General features: G+C 73.3%; 18 protein-coding genes. 9 read left to right on the top strand and 9 right to left on the bottom strand.

The annotated features are described in order from the left end of the window. The first annotated feature begins 539 nt into the window (after positions 1-539). Positions 540-2696, top strand: coding sequence for a replicative DNA helicase (dnaB, locus tag KDL28_RS35390; protein WP_252445749.1), 2157 nt, complete (start codon positions 540-542; stop codon positions 2694-2696). Positions 2697-3040: 344 nt separating this feature from the next. Here dnaB and KDL28_RS35385 read toward each other — a convergent pair whose 3' ends face one another. Further along, complete coding sequence (locus KDL28_RS35385; protein WP_252445748.1) at positions 3041-3910, bottom strand: TetR/AcrR family transcriptional regulator; 870 nt, start codon at positions 3908-3910, stop codon at positions 3041-3043. Between the two features lie 88 nt (positions 3911-3998). Here KDL28_RS35385 and KDL28_RS35380 point away from each other — a divergent pair, with 88 nt between their 5' ends. After that, the gene (locus KDL28_RS35380; protein ID WP_252445747.1) at positions 3999-5789 is read left to right on the top strand and encodes a right-handed parallel beta-helix repeat-containing protein; all 1791 of its coding nucleotides are present in this window, start codon (positions 3999-4001) and stop codon (positions 5787-5789) included. 210 nt (positions 5790-5999) lie between these two features. Then, on the top strand, positions 6000-6218 hold the full coding sequence (locus KDL28_RS42310; protein WP_372497165.1) for a glycoside hydrolase family 31 family protein: 219 nt from the start codon (positions 6000-6002) through the stop codon (positions 6216-6218). A gap of 107 nt (positions 6219-6325) precedes the next feature. Here KDL28_RS42310 and KDL28_RS35375 read toward each other — a convergent pair whose 3' ends face one another. After that, positions 6326-6937: a TetR/AcrR family transcriptional regulator gene (locus tag KDL28_RS35375; RefSeq protein WP_252445746.1), complete on the bottom strand. Its 612-nt coding sequence runs from the start codon at positions 6935-6937 to the stop codon at positions 6326-6328. 133 nt (positions 6938-7070) lie between these two features. Here KDL28_RS35375 and KDL28_RS35370 point away from each other — a divergent pair, with 133 nt between their 5' ends. The 3 genes from KDL28_RS35370 (at position 7071) to KDL28_RS35360 (ending at position 10689) form a co-directional block, all read left to right on the top strand. Further along, positions 7071-7703: an NADPH-dependent F420 reductase gene (locus KDL28_RS35370; protein ID WP_252445745.1), complete on the top strand. Its 633-nt coding sequence runs from the start codon at positions 7071-7073 to the stop codon at positions 7701-7703. Positions 7704-7999: 296 nt separating this feature from the next. Beyond that, positions 8000-8176, top strand: coding sequence for an SDR family oxidoreductase (locus KDL28_RS35365; RefSeq protein WP_252445744.1), 177 nt, complete (start codon positions 8000-8002; stop codon positions 8174-8176). Further along, a complete protein-coding gene (locus KDL28_RS35360; RefSeq protein WP_252445743.1) occupies positions 8173-10689 on the top strand; it encodes a PEP/pyruvate-binding domain-containing protein in 2517 nt (838 codons plus the stop codon). The genes KDL28_RS35365 and KDL28_RS35360 overlap by 4 nt, the downstream gene beginning before the upstream one ends. A 27-nt stretch (positions 10690-10716) precedes the next feature. Here KDL28_RS35360 and KDL28_RS35355 read toward each other — a convergent pair whose 3' ends face one another. After that, positions 10717-11880: a DUF418 domain-containing protein gene (locus KDL28_RS35355; RefSeq protein ID WP_252445742.1), complete on the bottom strand. Its 1164-nt coding sequence runs from the start codon at positions 11878-11880 to the stop codon at positions 10717-10719. Further along, a complete protein-coding gene (locus KDL28_RS35350; protein WP_252445741.1) occupies positions 11867-12463 on the bottom strand; it encodes a hypothetical protein in 597 nt (198 codons plus the stop codon). The genes KDL28_RS35355 and KDL28_RS35350 overlap by 14 nt, the downstream gene beginning before the upstream one ends. Positions 12464-12581: 118 nt before the next feature. Between KDL28_RS35350 and KDL28_RS41865 the strand changes: the two genes are divergently transcribed. The 3 genes from KDL28_RS41865 (at position 12582) to KDL28_RS35335 (ending at position 15067) form a co-directional block, all read left to right on the top strand. After that, complete coding sequence (locus tag KDL28_RS41865; protein WP_252445740.1) at positions 12582-13799, top strand: sensor histidine kinase; 1218 nt, start codon at positions 12582-12584, stop codon at positions 13797-13799. Then, the gene (locus KDL28_RS35340) at positions 13796-14452 is read left to right on the top strand and encodes a response regulator (RefSeq protein WP_252445739.1); all 657 of its coding nucleotides are present in this window, start codon (positions 13796-13798) and stop codon (positions 14450-14452) included. The genes KDL28_RS41865 and KDL28_RS35340 overlap by 4 nt, the downstream gene beginning before the upstream one ends. 306 nt (positions 14453-14758) lie before the next feature. Next, complete coding sequence (locus KDL28_RS35335; RefSeq protein WP_252445738.1) at positions 14759-15067, top strand: hypothetical protein; 309 nt, start codon at positions 14759-14761, stop codon at positions 15065-15067. Between the two features lie 9 nt (positions 15068-15076). Here the strand turns inward: KDL28_RS35335 and KDL28_RS35330 are convergent, their stop codons facing one another. From KDL28_RS35330 to thiD, 5 genes are read right to left on the bottom strand one after another with little or no spacing between them, the layout of a single operon-like run. Further along, on the bottom strand, positions 15077-16336 hold the full coding sequence (locus tag KDL28_RS35330; RefSeq protein ID WP_252445737.1) for a serine/threonine-protein kinase: 1260 nt from the start codon (positions 16334-16336) through the stop codon (positions 15077-15079). 39 nt (positions 16337-16375) lie between these two features. Next, positions 16376-17191, bottom strand: coding sequence for an FAD binding domain-containing protein (locus KDL28_RS35325; protein ID WP_252445736.1), 816 nt, complete (start codon positions 17189-17191; stop codon positions 16376-16378). Beyond that, on the bottom strand, positions 17188-17715 hold the full coding sequence (locus KDL28_RS35320) for a (2Fe-2S)-binding protein (protein WP_308216108.1): 528 nt from the start codon (positions 17713-17715) through the stop codon (positions 17188-17190). The genes KDL28_RS35325 and KDL28_RS35320 overlap by 4 nt, the downstream gene beginning before the upstream one ends. 2 nt (positions 17716-17717) lie before the next feature. Next, positions 17718-19982, bottom strand: a complete 2265-nt coding sequence (locus KDL28_RS35315; RefSeq protein ID WP_252445734.1) for a xanthine dehydrogenase family protein molybdopterin-binding subunit — start codon at positions 19980-19982, stop codon at positions 17718-17720. 56 nt (positions 19983-20038) lie between these two features. Further along, positions 20039-20884 (bottom strand): bifunctional hydroxymethylpyrimidine kinase/phosphomethylpyrimidine kinase, encoded by an 846-nt coding sequence (gene thiD / locus KDL28_RS35310; protein WP_252445733.1) that lies wholly within the window; start codon positions 20882-20884, stop codon positions 20039-20041. Positions 20885-20917 lie beyond the last annotated feature (33 nt).

The raw sequence follows: 20917 nt of genomic DNA, 5'->3' as shown, positions 1-20917 counted from the left end.
ACCCCCAGACCCGCGCCGTGCCGGGGGGGGGCCCGGCCCGTGCGGTCCGCCCCCACCCCGTTCGGCGTTGTGGGGACACCCGCCGGACACGCCGAAGGCGCCCGTTCACGCTGTCGTACGACACGCCGTCGGGTTGCCTCGGCGTCGCCGAGTGACCGCTGCGCAGCGACGGGCGGCCGTATCCGGTGGTCGCCACGACACGCCGGACGGCTGTCGTCGGCGTGTCGCCGAGCGGAAGTTATCCACAACCAACATCACGGCGCTGACCAGCGAAAATGGTCCGAAATGGGGAGTTGTCCCCACACCGTCCACAGGGTGGGTGAGGCTGTGTGCTGGGCGGGCTCCGGCGATCCCCAGCTCCGTACACAGGGCCCGCCCCCGGCTCGGCTTGGGAACCGTCGGGGGGAGGATCTACCGTCCAGGGCAGGACCGGCAACCCGGTCCGGAAGGACGCCGGTCGTAGCACGGTTCGCCACCCGAGCACGTCGAGCGGATCGAACTGATGTTCGATACACTAGGTCCGGGGGGTGACTCTGCGTATGGCACTGACCGACGACCGCCCATCCGGTCGACCCCGTCCGGTCCGCGCCGCCGACGAGGGCGGTGAGCCCGGCTCGCCGTTCGACCGGCAGCCCCCGCAGGACCTCACCGCCGAGCAGTCCGTCCTGGGCGGCATGCTGCTCAGCAAGGACGCCATCGCCGACGTCGTCGAGATCATCCGGCCGGACGACTTCTACCGCCCCGCCCACCAGACCGTCTACGACTGCATCCTCGACCTCTACGGCCGCGGCGAGCCCGCCGACGCGGTCACCGTCTCCGCCGAGCTGCAGCGCCGCGGCGAGCTGATCCGCCTCGGCGGCGCCCCCTACCTGCACACGCTGATCGCCACGGTGCCCACGGCGGCCAACGCCGCCTACTACGCCGAGATCGTGTCGGAGAAGGCGATCCTGCGCCGCCTGGTCGAGGCCGGCACCAGGATCGTGCAGCTGGGCTACCACGGCGCCGACGGCGCGGAGGTCAACGACGTCGTCGACCGCGCCCAGGCCGCCATCTACGAGGTCACCGAGCGCAGCACCACCGAGGACTACGTCGTCCTCGAGGAGCTGCTGCAGCCCACGATGGACGAGATCGACGCCATCAGCTCCCGCGGCGGCGTCGCACTGGGCGTCCCCACCGGCTTCGTCGACCTCGACGCCCAGACCAACGGCCTGCACCCCGGCCAGATGATCGTCGTGGCCGCGCGGCCGGGCCTGGGCAAGGCGCTCGCGCTCGACACCCCCCTCCCCACGCCCACCGGCTGGACCACCATGGGCGAGGTCGCCGTCGGCGACGTGCTGATCGACGCCGACGGCCGCCCGACGCGCGTACTGGCGGCCACCGGGGTCATGAACGGGCGGCCCACCTTCGAGGTCGAGTTCTCCGACGGCACGGTCATCGTGGCCGACGCGCAGCACCAGTGGCGCACCTCCGACGGCGCCGTGCGCACCACGGCGGAGCTGGTCGCCGGCCGGCACGCGATCGACGTGTGCGCCCCCCTGCGGCTCGCCGAGGCCGAGCTCCCCGAGGACCCGTACGCGCTGGGCGTGCGGCTCGCCCGGGCGGGCTGGGCGGTCGCCGACCTGACGCCGTACCTGCGCGCGGCCGAGCACCAGCGCCGCGCGCTGCTCTCCGGCCTGATGGACGGCGGCGGCGTCGTCGGCCCCGACGGCGCACTGCGCTTCCCGGCCGCCGGCGCACTCGCGGCGGACGTCCGCGAGCTGGTGGCGGGCCTGGGCCACCGGTGGGTCCCGGCCGCCGACGGCACGGTCGTCTTCCTCGCCGGCGACGAGGTCTTCCGCGACGACCGCAGGCGGCTGCTGCACAAGGAGCGCCACGACACCCATCCCGACCGGGAGTCCCGCCGACGGGTGGTCGACGTGCGGCCGGTCCCGAGCGTGCCCGTGCGGTGCATCGAGGTGGACAACGCCGCGCACCTGTACCTCGCGGGGCCCTCGATGGTCCCGACGCACAACTCGACCCTGGGTCTGGATTTCGCCAGGTCGTGCTCCATCAAGCACGGCATGACCAGCGCCGTCTTCTCGCTGGAGATGAGCAAGACCGAGATCGTCATGCGGCTGCTGTCCGCGGAGGCGCAGATCCGGCTGACCGACATGCGCGCCGGCCGGATGGGCGACGACGACTGGACCCGCATGGCCCGGCGGATGAGCGAGATCAGCGAGGCACCGCTGTTCATCGACGACTCGCCCAACCTGACCCTGATGGAGATCCGGGCCAAGGCGCGCCGGCTCAAGCAGCGCAACGACCTCAAGCTGGTCATCCTCGACTACCTGCAGCTGATGACCTCTGGCCGCAAGGTCGAGTCCCGCCAGCAGGAGGTCTCGGAGTTCTCCCGGCAGATCAAGCTCCTGGCCAAGGAGCTGGAGGTGCCGGTGGTGGCGATCAGCCAGCTGAACCGCGGCCCCGAGCAGCGCACCGACAAGCGGCCGATGCTGTCCGACCTGCGCGAGTCGGGGAGCATCGAACAGGACGCCGACATGGTGATCCTGCTGCACCGTCCGGACGCATTCGAGCGCGACGACCCCCGCGCCGGCGAGGCCGACCTGATCCTGGCCAAGCACCGCAACGGGCCCACCAACACGATCACCGTGGCCCACCAGTTGCACTACAGCCGCTTCGCTGACCTCGCCCACGGCTGAGCGGCGGTTGTAGGGTCTCGAATCTTCTGTCACTGTCTTGAATCCGATGTCACTCCCATGTCATCAGGACATGCGGATGAGACAGACGGCCAGATCCGGCGTGTCGAGCTCACCTCGCTGCCTCGGACGGCCCGTGCCGCAGCACGACCTGTGCCTGCGCTGCCCGAACGCGCGCCGCTCCAGCGTGCATCGGCCGCACTCGGTCGCCGCCCGCGACCAAGCCGAGCAGCTGTACACCATCACCATCAAGGCGGGCTCCATGCCGAAACTCCAGGTCTGCTGGCCGGCCGACCAACCTCCATCGACGGAGCCCCAGGTGCATAGGTCGTCATAGATGTGAAGAATCAGGACCGAGTCGACTGACGTCGGCGATAGGCACGTTGCTGACAGGCCCTCGAGCAGTAGTCCCGTGGCCGTCCCCGCACTCCCCCGTCAACAGGCTTCCCGCACATCGCGCACTCCGCTCCCCCGATTCCGTCACGCATCACCTCACTTCCGCGGCTTCCGACGAGCGCCTCGACACCATCGAGCGTGCGCTGCAGCCCGAACTCGAACGGGTCGAGCGGCTCGTCCATACCTCCGCTCTCCCACAGTCGTCTCAAGGCCGGATAGGCGTCCAATCGCTCGAACAGGGACTCGCGTTCGCTCCACCAGCGCTCATGGGAGATCCCGGTGCGCCGCTGAAGTTCCGCGGTCTCCCCCGCCTGACGCGCGACCGACTCGACGAACCCACCCACGAGGTTCACGACCGCGATCACCTGAGCCGGTGCCAGACCGGTGCGCGACGCGACGTCGAGCGCGTGGTCGTACCCGGCCATGATGTTCGGCCCGGGCAGGCGGCGGCTTCCCGCGCTGTAGACCAGCCACGGATGCCGTTGGTGGATCTCCCACGCCCGCCACGCCCAGCGTTCGAGGCCGGCACGCCAATCCAGGCCGTCCGCGGGCGCCAGAGGCGCCTCCCCGTAGACGGCGTCTCGCATGAGTTCCACCAGTTCCGCCTTGCCGGGAACGTAGCGGTAGAGCGACATCGTCGTGGTGCCGAACCGTTCCGCGACCTTGCGCATGGACAGCGCGCCGAGCCCCTCGGCGTCCGCGACATCGATCGCCGCCGCGACGATCCGGCCCAGGCTCAACCCGGGCCGGTCCGGTTCGTGCGCACCCCAGAGCAGCTCGATCGCACGCTCCGGATCCGGCTGCGCGTCGTCTCCAGCCACCACTACTCCCTTGACCCTCTTCACGCGGTCGTGTTTAGATCATAAACCTCAGTATATCCGATAAACCATCTCCCGGGAGCGCTTCGCCATGCCCGAAAACAGGTTCCACGTGTCCCCCGACGGCCAGGACGACTGGTCAGGCACCCTCGACCGGCCGTTCGCCACCCCGCACGCGGCTCAGAGAGCCGTCCGCGCGCTCACCACCGAGATGACCGACGACATCATCGTCACCCTCCGAGCCGGTGTCTACCACCTCGAAGAACCGCTCACCTTCGACCACGCGCAGGCCGACTCCGGGGCCAACGGCTTCCGAGTGATCTACCAGGCCCACGGCTACGGAACGGCCGAACGGGAGGAGGCCGTGCTCAGCGGCGGCCGCGAGATCACCGGCTGGTCCGCGGGCGCCGACGGCGCATGGACCGCCCCGATCGGCGAACTGGAGCCGCGACGGCTCTCCGTCGACGGCCGCCCCGCGTGCCGGGCGGCCCGCACGACTGGACTCCCAGGTAGCGTGACGAAAACAGCTACTGGTTACGTCACGGACAGCGTGGAGCCTCGGTCCTGGCCCGATCCCGCAGGACTGGAGTTCGTCTACCCCGGCGTCTACCCGTGGTCCGAAGCTCGCCTGGCGGTCGCCGCGATCTCCGGAGACGGCTCCTCGACCACCATCACCATGGCCCAGCCCGCCTTCGACAACGCCAAGTCCCTCTACGACTCGAAGTGGTACGGCGCAGGGGGTGACGGGACCTGGGACGGCCTCGCCGCGCCGTCCGTGCTCGAGAACAACGTGGCCTTCCTCGATGAGCCGGGCACCTTCGCCGTCGACCGCTCCGAACCGGGCGGACACGTCCTGCACTACCGCCCGCGCCCCGGCGAGGAGATCGGCAGGACCACCACGATCGTGCCCGTTCTCGAGACGGTCGTCAGCGGGCAGGGCGTGCACGACATCGTGCTGCGCGGCCTCACCTTCGCCGAGGCGAACTGGTCCGGTCCCACCCGTACCGGCGGCTACCTGCACTACCACGGCAACGCTCGTCACGAGCAGGGCGAGTTCCAGAAGATCGACATCGGTGCCGACATGGGCTACGTCCACGTTCCAGCGGCTCCGACCCAGCTACCGGCCAACGTCGCCTTCGACTCGGCCAGCCGGATCGTGCTGGAGGGCAACCACTTCACCCGCCTCGGCGCCGGCGGACTGGCGCTCGAGGGCGGCGCCGTCGTCGAGGTCCGGGGCAACGTCTTCGACGAGATCTCGGGCAGCGGGATCGCGATCCAGGGTGCCACTCGCGTCACCGTCGAGGACAACCTCGTCCACCACATCGGCACCGAGTACCGCGGTTCCCCCGCCATCCTGGTGGTCGAATCCGAAGAGACCACCGTGGCGCACAACGAGATCCACGACGTTCCGCACAACGGCATCGTGATCACCGGCGGCGAGCGGGCCACGGGGACCCAGGTGGTCGCGAACCTCGTCGAACGCAGCATGGGGGTGCTGATGGACGGCGGCGGGATCTACCTGTCCGCACCGCAGGGCTCGTCGTTCGCCGGCGGGGCGGTGGTCCGGGGCAACGTGATCCGCGATGTCCTGACGTCGTACAACTTCGGGCTCTACACCGACTACGGCGCCGCGTGGATCACCGTCATCGGGAACGTCGTGTGCCGGGCCGACACCCCGATCGTGCTGCAGGTCGGCCCTCCGCTGGAGAATGTCGCCTTCATCGGCAACTTCTGGGACGTCCGGCCCGACGGCTACGACGACCCGCCCAAGACGGTGACCGTGGCCGGGAACACCGTGCTGCCCAGGGAAACCTTCGACGAAGCGATCAAGGCCGCCCCGGCGGCGGCCGACATCCTCGCGCGGGCGGGACGGCGCGTCTGAACGATGATCGGGACTCCTGCCGGACCTGCGGCTCGTGCGTCCGGCAGGATCCAGGACATTCGCGGGCCGATGCCGCCGCCGCTCCCCGCATCCCGCCCGGCTCGTTCTGGGTTCGACGCCAGCGGTCGCGCTGCGGGGACCGGCCGTCGGGCGCCAGGCGCTGCCTCCGGGAAAGCGGCACCTCCATGAGATTGATCATGGCGACACCCTGTGAGGCAGGTCGGAAACCCGCAGGTGGGACAAGACCACGCCCGCACCCGCACCCGCTGGCTGCCCGCCGGACACTGGACCGGCTACTGGACCGGGCGCCATCACCATGTCCGCCGGTGGGTGACGGTTCCCGCGCCGCTGTCACAGATCCCGATGCCCACGCGTGGCGGCCACCGGTCGCCACTGCCGCCGGCCGGCCGTATGCGCGAGCTCCTCTGACTGGCGGACGCCTCAGCGGCTGAGCTGCGTCATGGCGGCGTGGAGCTGCTCGTCGGGGAGCGGCGGCTCGGGGAGGTCGCGGTGGGTGTCGCCGCGGCAGGCGCCGGTCAGCACTCTTGGTGGTGCCGCTGCCGGTTGACGGCGAGGATCTCGTCGGAGAGGTCGGGGTCCACGAGTCGGATCGCGCGTGAGAGGACGATCGCCCCGACGATCTCGCTCAGCAGCGCGATCGATCGACGCCGGGCCTCTTCGGGGTCGAGCGCCTCGCCGCGCTCGGTCGCCTCGAGCTGCTGCGCGGCGTCAAATCCCGCGATGTAGCCCTCTACGCCTTTGGCGTACGCGGCCTGGATCGCGGGTCCGTGGCGACCGGCGTCGCTGACCAGTGCCGCCGACGGGCACCCGCCGTCGGGCATGTCGCGGTGCTCGGGTGAGAGGTAGTCGGCCAAGGTCTCCGCGAGTGAGGGCCGGTCGGGATCCGCCTCGTCGATGGTCCGCGCGAGCGTCGCAAGCGAGGCCGCGAAGGCGTCCTCGCAGACGGCGACCGCGAGCGCGTCCTTGGAGGCGAAGTGGTTGTAGAAGCCGCCGTGGGTCATGCCCGCGCCCTTCATGAGCGCGGAGATCCCGATCCCGTCGATCCCGTCGGTTCGGAATCGGGGGCTCGCCGCGTCGACGATGCGCTGACGCGTCTGGGCCATGTCCTGCTCGGAGATCCGCGGCATGCGGCAGTCCTCTTCGGTTCGCCTTGACTTTCCAGATGATGGTCGTCATTCTACGTCAAATGACGACCATCATCCAGGATCGTACCGAGGATCCCCCGGGCACGACCGACAGCATCGTTGCGGTGCTCGCCCGATGAGCGCGCAGGTCGGCCGGCTGACGTGGGGGACGATCGGTGCCGGGGAGGTCGCGCAGGCCGTCGCGCGTCACGCCGTGCGCGCCGGGCACGAGGTCGTCCTGAGCAACAGCCGTGGCCCCGAGTCGCTGGAGTCGATCGTGGCCGCGATCGGGCCCGGGGCGTCGGCGGGGACGGTCGCGCAGGCCGCCGAGGCGGATCTGGTGCTGCTCGCCGTGCCCTGGACCGCGGTTCCTGCCGCACTGCGTGGCCTGCCGCGCCGGGACGGCCGGATCGTGATCGACGCGACCAACCAGATGGCGAGCATCACGCAGGAGCCGGTCATTGATGACCTCGGCGATCAGACCGGCAGCGAGCTGGTTGCGTCGCTCGTGCCCGGGGCGCGGGTGATCAAGGCGTTCAACACGCTGTATGGCCGCTACATCGCGCCGGACCCCCGGCATGACGCCGGCCGGCAGCTCCTCTTCTACGCCGGCGATGACCTCGCCGCCAAGTCGCTCTTTCACGACGTGGTCCACGGGTTCGGGTTCGCGCCCGTCGACATCGGGCGGCTCCGTGAGGGTGGACGCCTGATGCAGGTCGGCGGCGGGCCGCTGTCGGCACTTCACGCGCTGCGACAGGACTTCCAGTGAAGGCACTGGCCCATGAGCGGGCCCATCCGCTTGAGCGGTCATGAGCGGCGAAGACCCCGCCAATCAGGGCGGCATCCTGCACGAGCTCGCCGAGCACGCCGCAGACGGGCACCTGCGGCCGATCGCCACGACCCAGCTGGAGGGCTGAGCGTGCAGAGCATGCGGGCCGCTCACGAGCAGCTCGAGAGCCGCACGATCGGCAAGGTCGTCATCGCGACCTGCCCCCTCGACGTGCCGCTTCGCCATGCGCGCATGCACCCCGACTCCAACGTCTGCAACCGAGAAGGGACATCACCATGAGCAAGATCCTCGTCACCGGCGCCGGCGGCCACCTCGGCCGCATGACGCTCCAGCACCTCCTCGAGCGGCGCCCCGCCACCGAGCTCGTGGGCCTGGCCCGTGACCCGGGAAAGGCCGCAGACCTCGCCGCACAAGGCATCGAGATCCAAACCGCCAGGGAGGACCGGTCATGACCGCTCCCGCCACCGCACCGGTGGTGCTGGACCTCGCCGACCCGGCGGCCGACCTGGCCACCGCGGGCGGGAAGGGCGGGTCGCTGGCCCGGCTGGCCCGCGCCGGGCTGCCGGTGCCACCCGGCTTCCACGTCACGACGGCCGCCTACCGGCGCTTCGTGGCCGAGCACGACCTGGGCGGGCGGCTCACCGGCACCGACGGCCCCGGGGTCGCGGCCCTGTTCGCCGCGCACCCGGTACCCGCCGACATCGCCGACGCGATCCGGGCCGCCTACGCCGCACTCGGGTCGCCCGCGGTCGCGGTCCGGTCGTCGGCGACGGCCGAGGACCTGCCGGGCGCGTCCTTCGCCGGCCAGCAGGACACGTTCCTCGACGTGCGCGGCGCCGACGCCGTCGTCGACGCCGTGCGGCGCTGCTGGGCGTCGCTGTGGACCGACCGCGCGGTGGCCTACCGCGAGCGGATCGGGATCGCGCCCGAGGACGTCGCGCTGGCGGTGGTCGTCCAGGAGCTGGTGGACGCCGACGCGGCCGGGGTGCTGTTCACCGCCGACCCGGTCACCGGGGCGGCGGACCGGATGGTGGTCAACGCGACCTGGGGGCTGGGCGAGTCGCTCGTCTCCGGCGCGGTCACCCCCGACGAGCTGGTCCTGGACGCGGCCAGTGGAGCGGTGCGGGAGCGGCGCACCGGGGAGAAGGCGGTGCTGACGGCCCGCACCCCGGACGGCCCGGCCGAGCGCCCGGTGCCCGCCGCGCGCCGGGCCGAACCGGTGCTCGACGACGCCGCCGCCGCCGAGCTGGCCGGGCTCGGCAGGCGGATCGCCGCCGAGTACGGCGGCCCGATGGACGTGGAGTGGACGCGCGCCCGGGGCGCGTTCTCGATCGTCCAGGCCCGCCCGGTGACCGGTCTGCGCGACCCGTGGAACGACAGCCTCACCGGTGACTTCCTGTGGACGAACACCAACCTCGGCGAGGCCATCCCGGACGTGATGACCCCGGCGACGTGGTCGCTGGTGCAGATCTTCATGGGCCGCGCGATGCGGACGCTGTCGCTGCCCGGCTACCGCGGCTACGGCATCGTCGGCGGGCGCTTCTACCTGAACATGAGCCTGGCGATGTCGCTGTCGGGCGCGGTCGGGGTGTCGCAGAAGCGGTTCCGCTCGCTCACCGAGAACGTGTTCGGCCGGTTGCCCGCCCACGTCGCGATCCCGCCCGTGCCGTTGTCGCGGTGGCGGGTGCTGCGCCTGCTGGTGCCCAACACGGTGGCGTTCCTGCGCGACGTGGTGCGCAACCTCGAGCGGCTGCCCGAGCACATCGCGACCAACCCGGCCCGGTGCGCGGCCCTGATCGCCCGGATCGAGGCCACCACCGATCCCGGCGAGCTGGCCCGGCTGTGGGTCGACGAGCTGCGCCCGCTGGTCGTGCTGGGCTCGGACATGCTGGCCGCGGCCGGTCGCAGCGACCCCGTCGCGCTGCTGACCTCGCAGAAGCGGCTGCGCAAGCTGGTCGGCGACGCCGACGCCGCCGCGCTGACCTCCGGGCTCACCGTCGACGGCGACGTGCTGGCCAGCCTGGGCCCGATCGTCGGGCTGGCGAGGTTGGAGCGCGGCGAGATCGACGAGGCGACCTACGCCGAGCACTACGGGCACCGCAGCCCGCACGAGTTCGAGGTGTCGCTGCCGCGGCCGGTGGAGCGGCCCGGCTGGATCGCCGAGCAGATCGCCGCGCTGCGCGCCGCGGGCACCGATGCGCTGGCGATGCTGGAGCGGGTGGAGGCGGCCAACCGCGCCGCATGGGACCGGCTGGTCGCCGCGCACCCGGGGAAGGTGCGGGCGGTGCGCGCCCGGCTGGACCGGTGGGCCCGCGCCGAGCGCGGCCGCGAGCAGGCCCGCACCGAGGTCGTGCGCACGTTCACGGTGGTCAGGGCGCTGCTGCTGCGGGCGGGCGAGCTGACCGGGCTGGGCGACGACGTCTTCATGCTCGCGATCGACGAGGTGGCCGCCGTGCTGCGCGGCGGGACGGTGCCCGACCTCACCCAGCGCCGCGCCGCCTACGACCGCTACGTCGCGTTGCCGGCCTACCCGTCGCTGATCCGCGGCCGGTTCGACCCGTTCGCCTGGGCCGCCGACCCGCACCGCCGCGGCGACGTGTTCAGCGCCGACGACCCGGCCACCGCCGCGCCGACGCCGTCCGACGACGCCGTCACCGGGTTCCCCGGGGCGTCCGGGGTGGTGGAGGGCGTCGTCCGGGTGCTGCGCGGCGCCGAGGAGGGCGATCGGCTGCGGACCGGGGAGGTGCTGGTGACCACGGTGACCAACGTCGGCTGGACCCCGCTGTTCCCCCGGGTCGCCGCCGTCGTCACCGACGTGGGGGCCCCGCTGTCGCACGCCGCGATCGTCGCCCGCGAGCTCGGGATCCCGGCCGTCGTCGGCTGCGGCAACGCGACCACCGTCCTGCGCACCGGCGACCGGGTGCGCGTGGACGGCGGCCGCGGCACCGTCGAGCGCCTCAGCTGACCGTCGGGAACGACGGGGAGCCGCGCCTCACGGGCGTTGCCGCTCCCGCGGCGTCGTTCTCGACGGGGCCGGGAGGAGGCGGTGGGCGACCAGCTCCAGGGGGCCGCGGTCGAAGCGGCGCAGCCAGAGCGTCGACAGCGCGACGAGCAGCAGGGACGTCCCGGCCCACAGGCCGACCACCCACCACGGCCAGGCGCCGTCGAGGCGGCGGGCCAGCCCGAGGCCCCAGTCGAAGCACAGCACCGCGGCCAGCAGGTTCTGCAGCACGTAGCACGACAGCGCGGTGCGCCCGACCGCGGTGAGCCCGCGCCGGGGCGCGCCGCCCGGGCCCCGCAGCACGACCGTCGTGATCAGCGCGAGCAGGCCGAACGCCACCGCAGGGGCCACCAGGTACCGGTCGACCAGCACGAACGCCGTGCCGCCGAACCCGGTCAGGACGTTCAGCGGGGCGGCCACCCCGAGCCCGAGCACCATGAGCCTGCGCCGGATCCGGGAGCCGGTGGCGCTGTCGGCGAACACCCCGGCGCGCATCAGCCGGGAGCCGGCCAGGAACAGCACCACCGCGGACGGCACGATCAGCACCAGCTCGACGCGGTAGAGCGGGAAGTTCGCGACCCGCTCCGCGACCTGGGCGGTCCAGCTCGCGGTGGACGGCGGGGCGGGCGCGGTGCCGGCCGGGTCGCCGGGGAACGCGGCCAGCAGCGCGGTGAGCCCGAGCAGGACCGCCACGTAGATCCCGCCGACCACGCCCATCGCCACCCGCACCACGCGGTCGCTGCGCCCGACCAGGTACGCCACCACCAGCGACGCGATCGCGTAGCCCATCAGCACGTCGAACTCGAAGACCAGCAGGTAGTGCAGCAGGCCCTCGACGAACAGGATCGCCGCGCGGACCGGGTAGCGGCCCGGCCACGGCAGCCCCCGCCGCACGGCCGCCCGGTACTGCACCTCGAGGCCGACCCCGAACAGCAGCGTCAGCAGGGCCAGGAACTTGCCGTTGGACAGCACCAGCAGCCCGGCCTGCACGGGGTCGTCGGCGAAGCCACCGCCGCCGGAGAGCAGCGCGGCCGGGCCGCCGGGCTGGGCGAACAGCCAGGCGTTCGACGCGAAGGTGCCCAGGATCGCGACGCCGCGCAGCACGTCCAGCGCGGCGATCCGGCCGGTGCCCGGCCCCGGCTCAGCGCTGCGCATCGGTGCGCTCCGGGGCCTTCGGCGGGGCCAGCGTCGTCCACACCGGACCGACGCCGAACCAGATCAGCGTGACGATCCCGACCCGGAACGCCCAGCTCCACATGGGATCGGCGCCCCACTGCAGCACCGGCGGCACCTCGGTGCCGGCGACCGCGGACACCAGCAGCATCACCGCCACGGCGATGCCCGTCAGCACCGCCATCTTGGCCCACTCGCGCCACTCGTAGGCGACCTTCTCCGGCCCGTACTTCGGCTTCGGCGGGGGTGGCGGCCCGCCGGCGAACCGGTGCGCCACCGATCGGTCGGCCCACCGGATCAGGGTGTGGCCGAAGGCGACGGTCCCGCCGAGGTAGACCGCGGCCAGGCCGTGCACCTGCCCCGGCGGCGACCCGGAGGCGACGTCGGCCAGCGACGCCCCGATCAGCACGAGGTCGAGCACCGGGACGAGCAGCAGCAGCACCGTGCTCGTCCGGCGCAGGCGCAGCACGTACCGGGCCAGCAGGCCGGCGGCGAGCAGCACCCAGAACCCGATCTCGGACGCGGCGATCAACCAGACCAGCGGGTTGGCGAGCAGTTCGGACATGCCCCGAGCATGCGGGGCGGGCGGGTCCGGGCGCGTCAGGCGGAGGACCGGTCTTCGCGGCGGCGGCGTACCACTTTCGATCGACGCCCGCGGCCGCCGCGGATGGTCCAATGGCGGGGTGAGCCGGCGGGAGCTGACCGACGACGCGCTGCGCGCGGGCGTCTACCTCGCCGTCGGCGTGCTGCTCGTGGCGATCGTGCCGGACGTCGCCAACTCGTTCAGCGTCGACGGCCGCCCGCCCCCGCCGCCCCCGGCGTGGGAGGCGCTGCTCATCCTGGCCGGGGCCTGCGCCGGGCTGGTGCTGCGCCGCTCGTTCCCGGTCACCGGCCTGGTCGTGGCCGGGACGGTCGCGGTGCTGGGCGCGACCTGGACCGGCAGCATCCACATCGGGGTGTCGCTGGTCTGCGGCGAGGCGATCTACAACGCGGTGCTGTACTCGTCGCGCCGGGCCAGCGTCACGATCACCGCGCTCGTCGGGGTCGTGCTCGCGCTGGGCGCGCTGGGCAGCTTCGCCGCCGCCGGCACCCGGGAGGCCGTGCTGGCGCTGCTCGGGCTGTCGCTGCTGCTGATCCCGGTCGTGTGGGCGCGCGAGGTGCGCCACCACCGCGAGGCCACGATCGCCGCCGAGGAACGCGCCGAGCAGGCCCGCCGGATGGCCGCGCTCGACCGGGCCGCCGCGATCGCCGCCGAGCGCGCCCGGATGGCCCGCGAGCTGCACGACGTCGTGGCGGGCCAGCTGTCGGCCATCGCCATCCAGTCCGAGGCAGCGCTGACCCTGCCCGACGTCGACCCGGCCACCCAGCGCAGGCTCCTGGAGGCGGTGCGCGCGGGCAGCGTGTCGGCGCTGGAGGAGATGCGCGCGATGATCGGGCTGCTGCGCGCGGGCGACGCGGCCGACACCGACCCGGACGCCGACGCCCGCGCCGCGCCGACCGGGCTCGACCGCCTCGACTCGCTGCTCGACGCCGGACGCGCGTCCGGCCTGCGCATCGACGTCGACGACCGCCGCCCACCGGCCGACCAGCTGCCCGCCGCCGTCGACCTCACCGCCTACCGGATCGTGCAGGAGTCGCTGACCAACGCGGCCAAGCACGCCCCCGGCAGCACCGTCTCGCTGCGGCTGGCCCGCGCGGACGGCACGCTCACCGTCGAGCTGGCCAACGCCGTCGGGTCCCGCCGCGGGCCCGACCCCGGCGGCACCGGCACCGGTCTGCTGGGGCTGCGCGAGCGGGCCGCCGCCGTCGGCGGCACCGTCCGCGCCGGGGCCGACGACGGCACCTGGACCGTGCACGCCGAGCTCCCCGCCGCCGTCGCCGCCCGGGCGCGGGTGCCGTGAGCGACCGTCCCGTCCGCGTCGTGGTGGCCGACGACCAGGCCGCCATCCGCACCGGCCTGGCCCTGATCCTCGGCTCGGCGCCCGGCATCGAGGTGGTCGCCGAGGCCGGCGACGGCCTGCAGGCCGTCGCCGAGGCCACCCGGCTGCGCCCGGACGTCGTGCTGATGGACATCCGCATGCCCGGCATCGACGGCATCGAGGCCACCCGCCGCCTCGTCGCCGACGGCGTCTGCGACGTCCTCGTGCTCACCACCTTCGACCTCGACGCCCACGTCGACGACGCCCTCGCCGCGGGCGCGGCCGGCTTCCTGCTCAAGACGGTGCAGGCGCCCGCGCTGATCGAGGCGGTGCGCGCGGTCGCCCGCGGCGACGGCGTGCTGGCCCCCGAGGTGACCCGCCGGGTGCTGGCCCGGCTACCGGTGGCGCCCACCCCGCCGCCGGCCCGGGTCCCCGGCCTCGACGAGCTGACCGCGCGCGAACGCGAGATCCTGGCCTGCCTCGGCCAGGGCCTGTCCAACGCCGAGATCGCGGCCCGGCTGGTGATCACCGAAGCCACCACCAAGACCCACGTCTCCCGGGTCCTGACCAAGCTCGGCCTGCGCTCCCGCGTCCAGGCCGCCATCGCCGCCCGCTCAGCGGGCCTCACCGGCTGATCCGGGCGCCGAGCCCGAAGACCACCCGTTCGGTTCCGCTCGGACGCCGTGGTGCCGGATCGACGACCCGGCGCCACCGGCCGCGCCTCCCGTGGGTGGTGGACGCCCCCGCCCCGGTCAGCAGGGCCGACGGCTGATCACGTCCGGTACCCGCACCGGAGCAGACGGGGCGACCGGCGCCGGTCACCGGCGAAACGTCGCCGACCGCCACCGCGAACGGCAGGCGAACCTCTCGACAGCAGCACCCGGCGGATCCGCGCCGGGCCGTCGGCGAGGGCGGATACGCCGAACGAAACAGGAGATCCCGTGACGCACCCGAGCTCGTACGAGCCGCACCAGCCCCAGGGCGTCCAGGCCCCGCCCACCCCGCCGAGGCGCAAGCGGCGCGTGTTCATGTGGGTGTTCCTGGCCGTGCAGGCCCTCTTCCTGGTCTGGGTCGTCAGCAGCCTCTCCGGGGCCGCCGACAACTGCGACGGTCGGACCGGCGACGCCCTCAGCGCGTGCCAGGCTGGGACGGCGGTCGGCGCGGGCCTCGGCCTGGCCGTGATCCTGTTCCTGTGGGTGGCCGTGGACGTCATCCTGGGCATCACGTACCTGGTCACCCGACGGCGCTGAGGTCCCGGATCAGGGGGTGTCGCCGGGGGCGAGGGGTACGGCTTCGAGGGCGGGGGCGTCGGGGACCGGCTGGAGGGCGGGGATCGTGGTGGCCGTGTCGGCGACCTCGGCGCCGAGCGGGGCGATGCCCATCATCACCGCGAGCACTCCGACCACGCTGGCCAGCAGCAGCGCCGCGGCGGCGACGGGCAGCAGCACCGCGCGGCGGTGCCGCCCGACGCGGTGCGCCCCGCGGTGCCCGCCGCGGCCCACTGCGGGCTGCGGGGTCACGGCGGCGGGCGCGTCGTCGTCCAGGACGACGACGGGGGTCGGGGCGGTGGCCGGGGGCGCGGCGGCGGGGCTCGTCTCGGAGGAGAGCGACGCGGCCACCTCGGCGGCGGTCGGGCGGGCCCCGGTGTCGGGGTTGGTCATGGCGGCGAGCAGCGGAGTGAGCCCGCCGGGCAGCCCGGCCGGGATCGTGGGCACCCGGTGCAGCCGGGCGACCGCGGACTCCATGGCCCGCCCCGGGTACTCCCGGCGCCCGGTGATCGCCTCCAGCATCACCAGGCCCAGCGCGAAGACATCGGCGGGTGGGCCGACGTGCTCGCCGCGGACCTGCTCGGGGGCCAGGTAGGCGGCGGTGCCGACGATGCAGCCGGTGGTGGTGACCGCGGTGCTGTCGACGGCGCGGGAGATGCCGAAGTCGGCGAGGCGGGCGCGGCCGTCGTCGCCGAGGAGCACGTTGGCCGGCTTGACGTCGCGGTGGATGTAGCCGGCCCGGTGCACGTGGTCGAGCGCGTGGGCCACGTGCAGGCCCACGCGGCGCACGGCGGCCGGGTCGAGCGGGCCATCCTGTTTGAGCCGCACGTCCAGCGACGGGCCGTTCACCAGGTCGGTCACCACGAACGGGCGACCCTCCACGCTGCCGCCGTCGCGCAGTCCGACGAGGGCGGGGTGGTCGAGGTTGGCCAGCGCCTCCATCTCCTGGCGCTGCTGGCGCAGGTCGACGTCGGTGGCGCCGCGGTGGAAAAGCTTGAGCGCCACGAGGGCGCCGCTGCGCAGGTCGCGGGCCCTGCGGACCACCGCGGAGGAGCCCGTCCCGAGCACTCGCCCGAGCACGTACCGGCCCGCGACGACCCTGGGGCAGAGATCGGGGAGCTCGGCGGTCACGATCTCGTAGTTCCCGAGCCCGCCGCGGATCACACAAATCCGCGGAACTTTCTCGATCTTCCCTGGTGAGCGCGGCACCGAAGGCAGGAAAGCCACGATGCCGCCCTCTGCGGGCAGCATCGTGGCTTTCCTGAACTCCTGCCGGAGCCGGTCCCGGCGTCAGCCGCCGGCGGCGGTGGTGAGCGCCCGCCTGGTGAGCACGCGGGCCAGGTGCCTGCGGTACTCCTTCGTGCCGGCCAGGTCCTCCGGCGGCTCGGTGCCCTGGTCGGCCAGCGCCGCGGCGTCCGCGATCGACGCCCCGCCGGCCAGCGCCTCCTCGGTGGCGGTGGCCCGCAGCGGGGTCTGGCCCATGTTGACCAGCCCGACCCGGCCGTCGACGACGGCGACGCCGACGATGGCCCAGTCGTTGGCCCGGCGGGTGAACTTCTCGTAGGCCCACCCGGCGCCGCCGGTGCGCGGCACCCGGATCTCGACGAGCAGCTCGTCGGGTTCCTTCGCCGTGGAGAAGACCCCGGTGAAGAACTCGGTGATCGGCACGCTGCGGGTGCCGCGCGGGCTGCGCAGCACCACCGTCCCGCCCAGCGCGAGCACCGCGGCGGGCAGGTCGGAGGCCGGGTCGGCGTGCGCGAGCGAACCGCCGATGGTGCCCCGGTGGCGCACCTGCGGGTCGCCGACCGTGCGGGCCACCCCGGCCAGCAGCGGTGACTCGGCGGCCAGCACATCGGACCGCTCGACCGTGCTGTGCCGGGTGCCCGCGCCGATGGCCACCTCGTCGCCGTCGACCTTGACGTAGCTCAGCTCGGACAGCTTGCTGATGTCGATGATCAGCTCGGGCGCGGCGAGGCGCAGCTTCATCACCGGCAGCAGCGAGTGGCCGCCCGCCATCACCGAGGCCTCCTCGCCGTGCTCGGCGAGCAGCGCCAGCGCGCCGTCCACGCTGGACGGGCGCTCGTAGGCGAATCCGACGGGGATCATGCGCCGCTCCCGGTGGAGAAGCCCGGCGCCACCATGTCCGGCTCGGAGCCCTCGGCCTTGTCGGGGTCCTGCCCGGACGCGGCGAGCACGGCGCGCACGATGTTGTGGTAGCCGGTGCAGCGGCAGAGGTTGCCCTCCAGGCCCTCGCGGACCTGCTTCTCGGTGGGCTTGGGGTTCTCCTCCAGCAGGCTCACCGCGGCCATCACCATGCCGGGCGTGCAGAACCCGCACTGCAGGCCGTGCTCGGCGCGGAACGCCGCGGGCACCGGGTGCAGGTTGTCCGAGTCGGTGGACAGCCCCTCCATGGTGGTGACCGACTGCTGGTCGGCCTGCACCGCGAGCACGGTGCACGACTTGATCGACTCGCCGTCCAGCAGGACGGTGCACGCCCCGCAGGAGGTGGTGTCGCAGCCGACGTTGGTGTCCTTGAGGCCCAGCTGGTCGCGCAGGTAGTGCGCGAGCAGCAGGCGCGGCTCGACGTCCGCGCTGGTGGACTCGCCGTTGACGGTGATCTCGACCTTCACGGTCATGCGTCGCTCCCGTTCTGGGCCGCGTTGATGGCCGTCCACACCCGCAGCGGGGTGGCCGGCATGTCGATGTGGCGGATGCCGAGGTGGGCCACGGCGTCGCAGACCGCGCTCTGCACGGCGGGCGTGGCGCCGATCGTGCCCGCCTCCCCGATGCCCTTGGCCCCGATCGGGTTCAGGTGCGTCGGGGTCTCCATCGTCAGCAGCGTGAAGCTGGGCAGCTCGGCCGCGGACGGGATGCCGTAGTCGGCGAAGGTCGCGGTCAGCGGGTTGCCGTCGGCGTCGTAGACGACCTCCTCCAGCAGCGCCTGGGCGATGCCCTGGGCGATGCCGCCGTGCCGCTGCCCCTCGGCGAGCAGCGGGTTGAGGATGGTGCCCGCGTCGTCGATGGTCAGGATCCGGTCGACGACCGCCTTCCCGGACTCGATGTCCAGCTCGACCACGGCCAGGTGCGCGCCGAACGGGAAGCTGGGCATCTGCCCGTCCCAGTGCGACTCGATCCGGAGCTGGTCCTTCTCGGCCAGCTCGGCCAGCGTGATGCTGGTGCCGGTGCCGGCCACCCGGACCGCGCCGTCGGCGACCTCGAGGTCGTCGACGTTGGCCTCGAGCAGGTCGGCGGCGCGCTGCTTGGCCAGGTCGGCCAGCTCGCCGGCGGCCTGGTAGACGGCGACGCCACCGGTCTGCAGGCTGCGCGAACCCATCGTGCCGATGCCCTTGGGGATCAGGTCGGTGTCGCCGTGCTTGACCGTGATCTTCTCGACCGGGATGCCGAGCTTCTCGCTGGCCAGCATCGCCCATGCCGTCGCATGGCCCTGACCGTGTGGGGAGGTTCCGGTGAGCACGGTGACCGTGCCGTCGGGGTGGACCTCCACCGTGGCGTCCTCCGCGGTCATCCCGCCCGCGGTGATCTCCACGAAGCAGGACAGCCCGATCCCGAGCTGCAGGACCTCGCCGCGCTCGCGGCGGGCCTTCTGCTCGGCGCGCAGGCCCTGGTAGCCCGCGGCCTCCAGGACGGTGTCGATCGCCTTGGCGTACTCGCCGCTGTCGTACTGGGCCCCGCCCTTGTTGGTGTACGGGAAGGCGTCCGGCGGCGGCACGTTGAGCTTGCGGACCTCGGCGACGTCCTTGCCGATCTCCGCGGCGAACAGGTCGATGGCCCGCTCGATGGCCGCGGTGGCCTCCGGGCGCCCGGCGCCGCGGTAGGCCCCGGTCGATGTGGTGTTGGTGACCAGCACCCTGGCCCGGGTCTCGACCTTGGGGATGTCGTAGACGCCCCCGGCCATCATCCGGGTGAACGTCGGCAGCGCGACGCCGATCCGCGGGTAGGCGCCGGCGTCGGCGAGCACGTCGAGCCGGTAGGCCAGGACCTTGCCGTCGCGGTTGCCGCCGATGGTGATGGTCTGCAGCTGGGCGCGGCCCTGCAGCATCCCGGTCATGTTCTCCGAGCGCGACTCGTTCCACCGCACCGGGCGTCCGACGTGCCGGGCGAGCCACGCGACCAGCGCGAACTCCGGGTCGGCGCCGATCTTGGCCCCGAACCCGCCGCCCACGTCGGGGGTGATGACGTGGACCAGGCCGGGGTCGACGCCGAGCCAGCCGGCCACCTCGCCCTTGGTCTGCTGGGCGTTCTGGGTGGACGCGAAGAGCGTCACCCGGCCGTCCTCGCCCCAGGCCGCGGCCGCGCCGCGCGTCTCGAGCGGCGCCGCGGCGACCCGCTGGTTGACGATCTCCTGGGTGACGACGACCTCGCAGTCGGCGAACAGGTCGTCGCTGAACTCGTCCTCGCCGCCGAACGCGACGGCCAGGTTGGTGCCGGCCTCGGGGAACAGCAGCGTCTCGTCGGCGAGGGCCTGCTTGAGGGTCGTCACCGCGGGCAGCGGGTCGTAGTCGACCTCGACCAGCTCGGCGGCGTCCTCGCCCTGGTAGGCGTGCTCGGTCAGCACGGCGGCGACCGGCTCGCCGACGAACCGCACCGTGTCCTTGGCCAACCACGGCCTGGCCATCGCGTCGGGGACGGCCGGGAAGTGCTTGGTCGGTTCGAGGTCCATCTCGTCGGCCGTGATCACGGCGACGACGCCCGGGGCCTCCCGGGCTGCGGTCGTGTCCACGCCGGTGATGCGGGCGTGGGCCATTGGCGAGCGGACGAACGTCAGGTGCAGGGCACCGGACAGCCGCTCGTCGGTGAGGTCGTCTGTGTATGTGGCGCCCCGCGTGAGGAAGACCGGATCCTCGACGCGGCGTACGCGCGTGCCCATGATGCTCATCGATTCGGGACCCTAGTTCGCCGGGCAACATCGCGCGACGGGTCGATCGGGTGGGCTCACTCCCACCAGTGGCGAACGGTCCACATCGGCGAGACCGGCCCGTGACCTGCACCGAGCGGGTAGGCGTTGCGCACGGCCTCGGTCACGTACCGCTTCCCGAACGCGACGGCGTCGGCCACGGAGGCCCCCCTGGCCAGCGCGGCGGCGATCGCCGACGCCATCGAGTCGCCGCTGCCGTGGGTGTCGCCGGTGTCGAACCGCGGCCCGGGCAGCTCCACGAAGTCGTCGCCGTCGTAGAAGAGGTCGACGCAGGACTCGGTGTCCTCGACCAGGTGCCCGCCCTTGACCAGGACGTTCCGCGCGCCCATGGCGTGCAGCGCGCGGGCCGCGTCGTACTGGCCCGCGCGGTCGTGCACGTCGATGCCGACCAGCAGCCGCACCTCGTCGAGGTTGGGGGTGACGATCGTCGCCCGCGGGAACAGCAGCGTGCGGAAGGCGTCGAGCGCGGAGTCGGCGAGCAGCTGGTCGCCGTGCATCGACGCGGCGACCGGGTCGAGCACGAGCGGGGTGCGCCCGTCGACGCCGATCCCGACCTCGTCGCACGCCGCGACGATCGCCTCGATGGTCGGGGCGCCGGCCAGCATGCCGGTCTTGGCCGCGTCCAGGCCGATGTCGGTGGCCACCGCGATGATCTGCGCGGCCACCGTCGCCGGCGGGAGCACGTGCACGTCGGAGACGCCGAGCGTGTTCTGCACGGTCACCGCGGTGACCGCGACGCACCCGTGCGCCCCGCAGGCGGTCAGCGCCCGCAGGTCGGCGGCCACCCCGGCGCCGCCGCCGGAGTCGGTGCCGGCGATCGTCATGACCCGCGGCGGTGTCGTGCCCACAGCCGGTTCCCCCATGGTCGCGACCGTAGCGGGTGCCACCCGGATGGG

The organism is Pseudonocardia humida (assembly GCF_023898865.1).
GTDB classification, from domain to species: Bacteria; Actinomycetota; Actinomycetes; order Mycobacteriales; family Pseudonocardiaceae; genus Pseudonocardia; species Pseudonocardia humida.
This window is presented reverse-complemented; position numbering and strand designations above follow the sequence as displayed.

Bases quoted from the DNA above. Each gene is read 5' to 3' on its own strand.
- KDL28_RS35315 (WP_252445734.1), bottom strand. From the start codon at position 19,982: ATGAGCATCATGGGCACGCGCGTACGCCGCGTCGAGGATCCGGTCTTC.
- KDL28_RS35375 (WP_252445746.1), bottom strand. From the start codon at position 6,937: ATGCCGCGGATCTCCGAGCAGGACATGGCCCAGACGCGTCAGCGCATC.
- dnaB (WP_252445749.1), top strand. From the start codon at position 540: ATGGCACTGACCGACGACCGCCCATCCGGTCGACCCCGTCCGGTCCGC.
- thiD (WP_252445733.1), bottom strand. From the start codon at position 20,884: ATGGGGGAACCGGCTGTGGGCACGACACCGCCGCGGGTCATGACGATC.
- KDL28_RS35380 (WP_252445747.1), top strand. From the start codon at position 3,999: ATGCCCGAAAACAGGTTCCACGTGTCCCCCGACGGCCAGGACGACTGG.
- KDL28_RS35365 (WP_252445744.1), top strand. From the start codon at position 8,000: ATGAGCAAGATCCTCGTCACCGGCGCCGGCGGCCACCTCGGCCGCATG.
- KDL28_RS35325 (WP_252445736.1), bottom strand. From the start codon at position 17,191: ATGATCCCCGTCGGATTCGCCTACGAGCGCCCGTCCAGCGTGGACGGC.
- KDL28_RS35355 (WP_252445742.1), bottom strand. From the start codon at position 11,880: ATGCGCAGCGCTGAGCCGGGGCCGGGCACCGGCCGGATCGCCGCGCTG.
- KDL28_RS35330 (WP_252445737.1), bottom strand. From the start codon at position 16,336: ATGCTGCCCGCAGAGGGCGGCATCGTGGCTTTCCTGCCTTCGGTGCCG.
- KDL28_RS35370 (WP_252445745.1), top strand. From the start codon at position 7,071: ATGAGCGCGCAGGTCGGCCGGCTGACGTGGGGGACGATCGGTGCCGGG.
- KDL28_RS35360 (WP_252445743.1), top strand. From the start codon at position 8,173: ATGACCGCTCCCGCCACCGCACCGGTGGTGCTGGACCTCGCCGACCCG.
- KDL28_RS35350 (WP_252445741.1), bottom strand. From the start codon at position 12,463: ATGTCCGAACTGCTCGCCAACCCGCTGGTCTGGTTGATCGCCGCGTCC.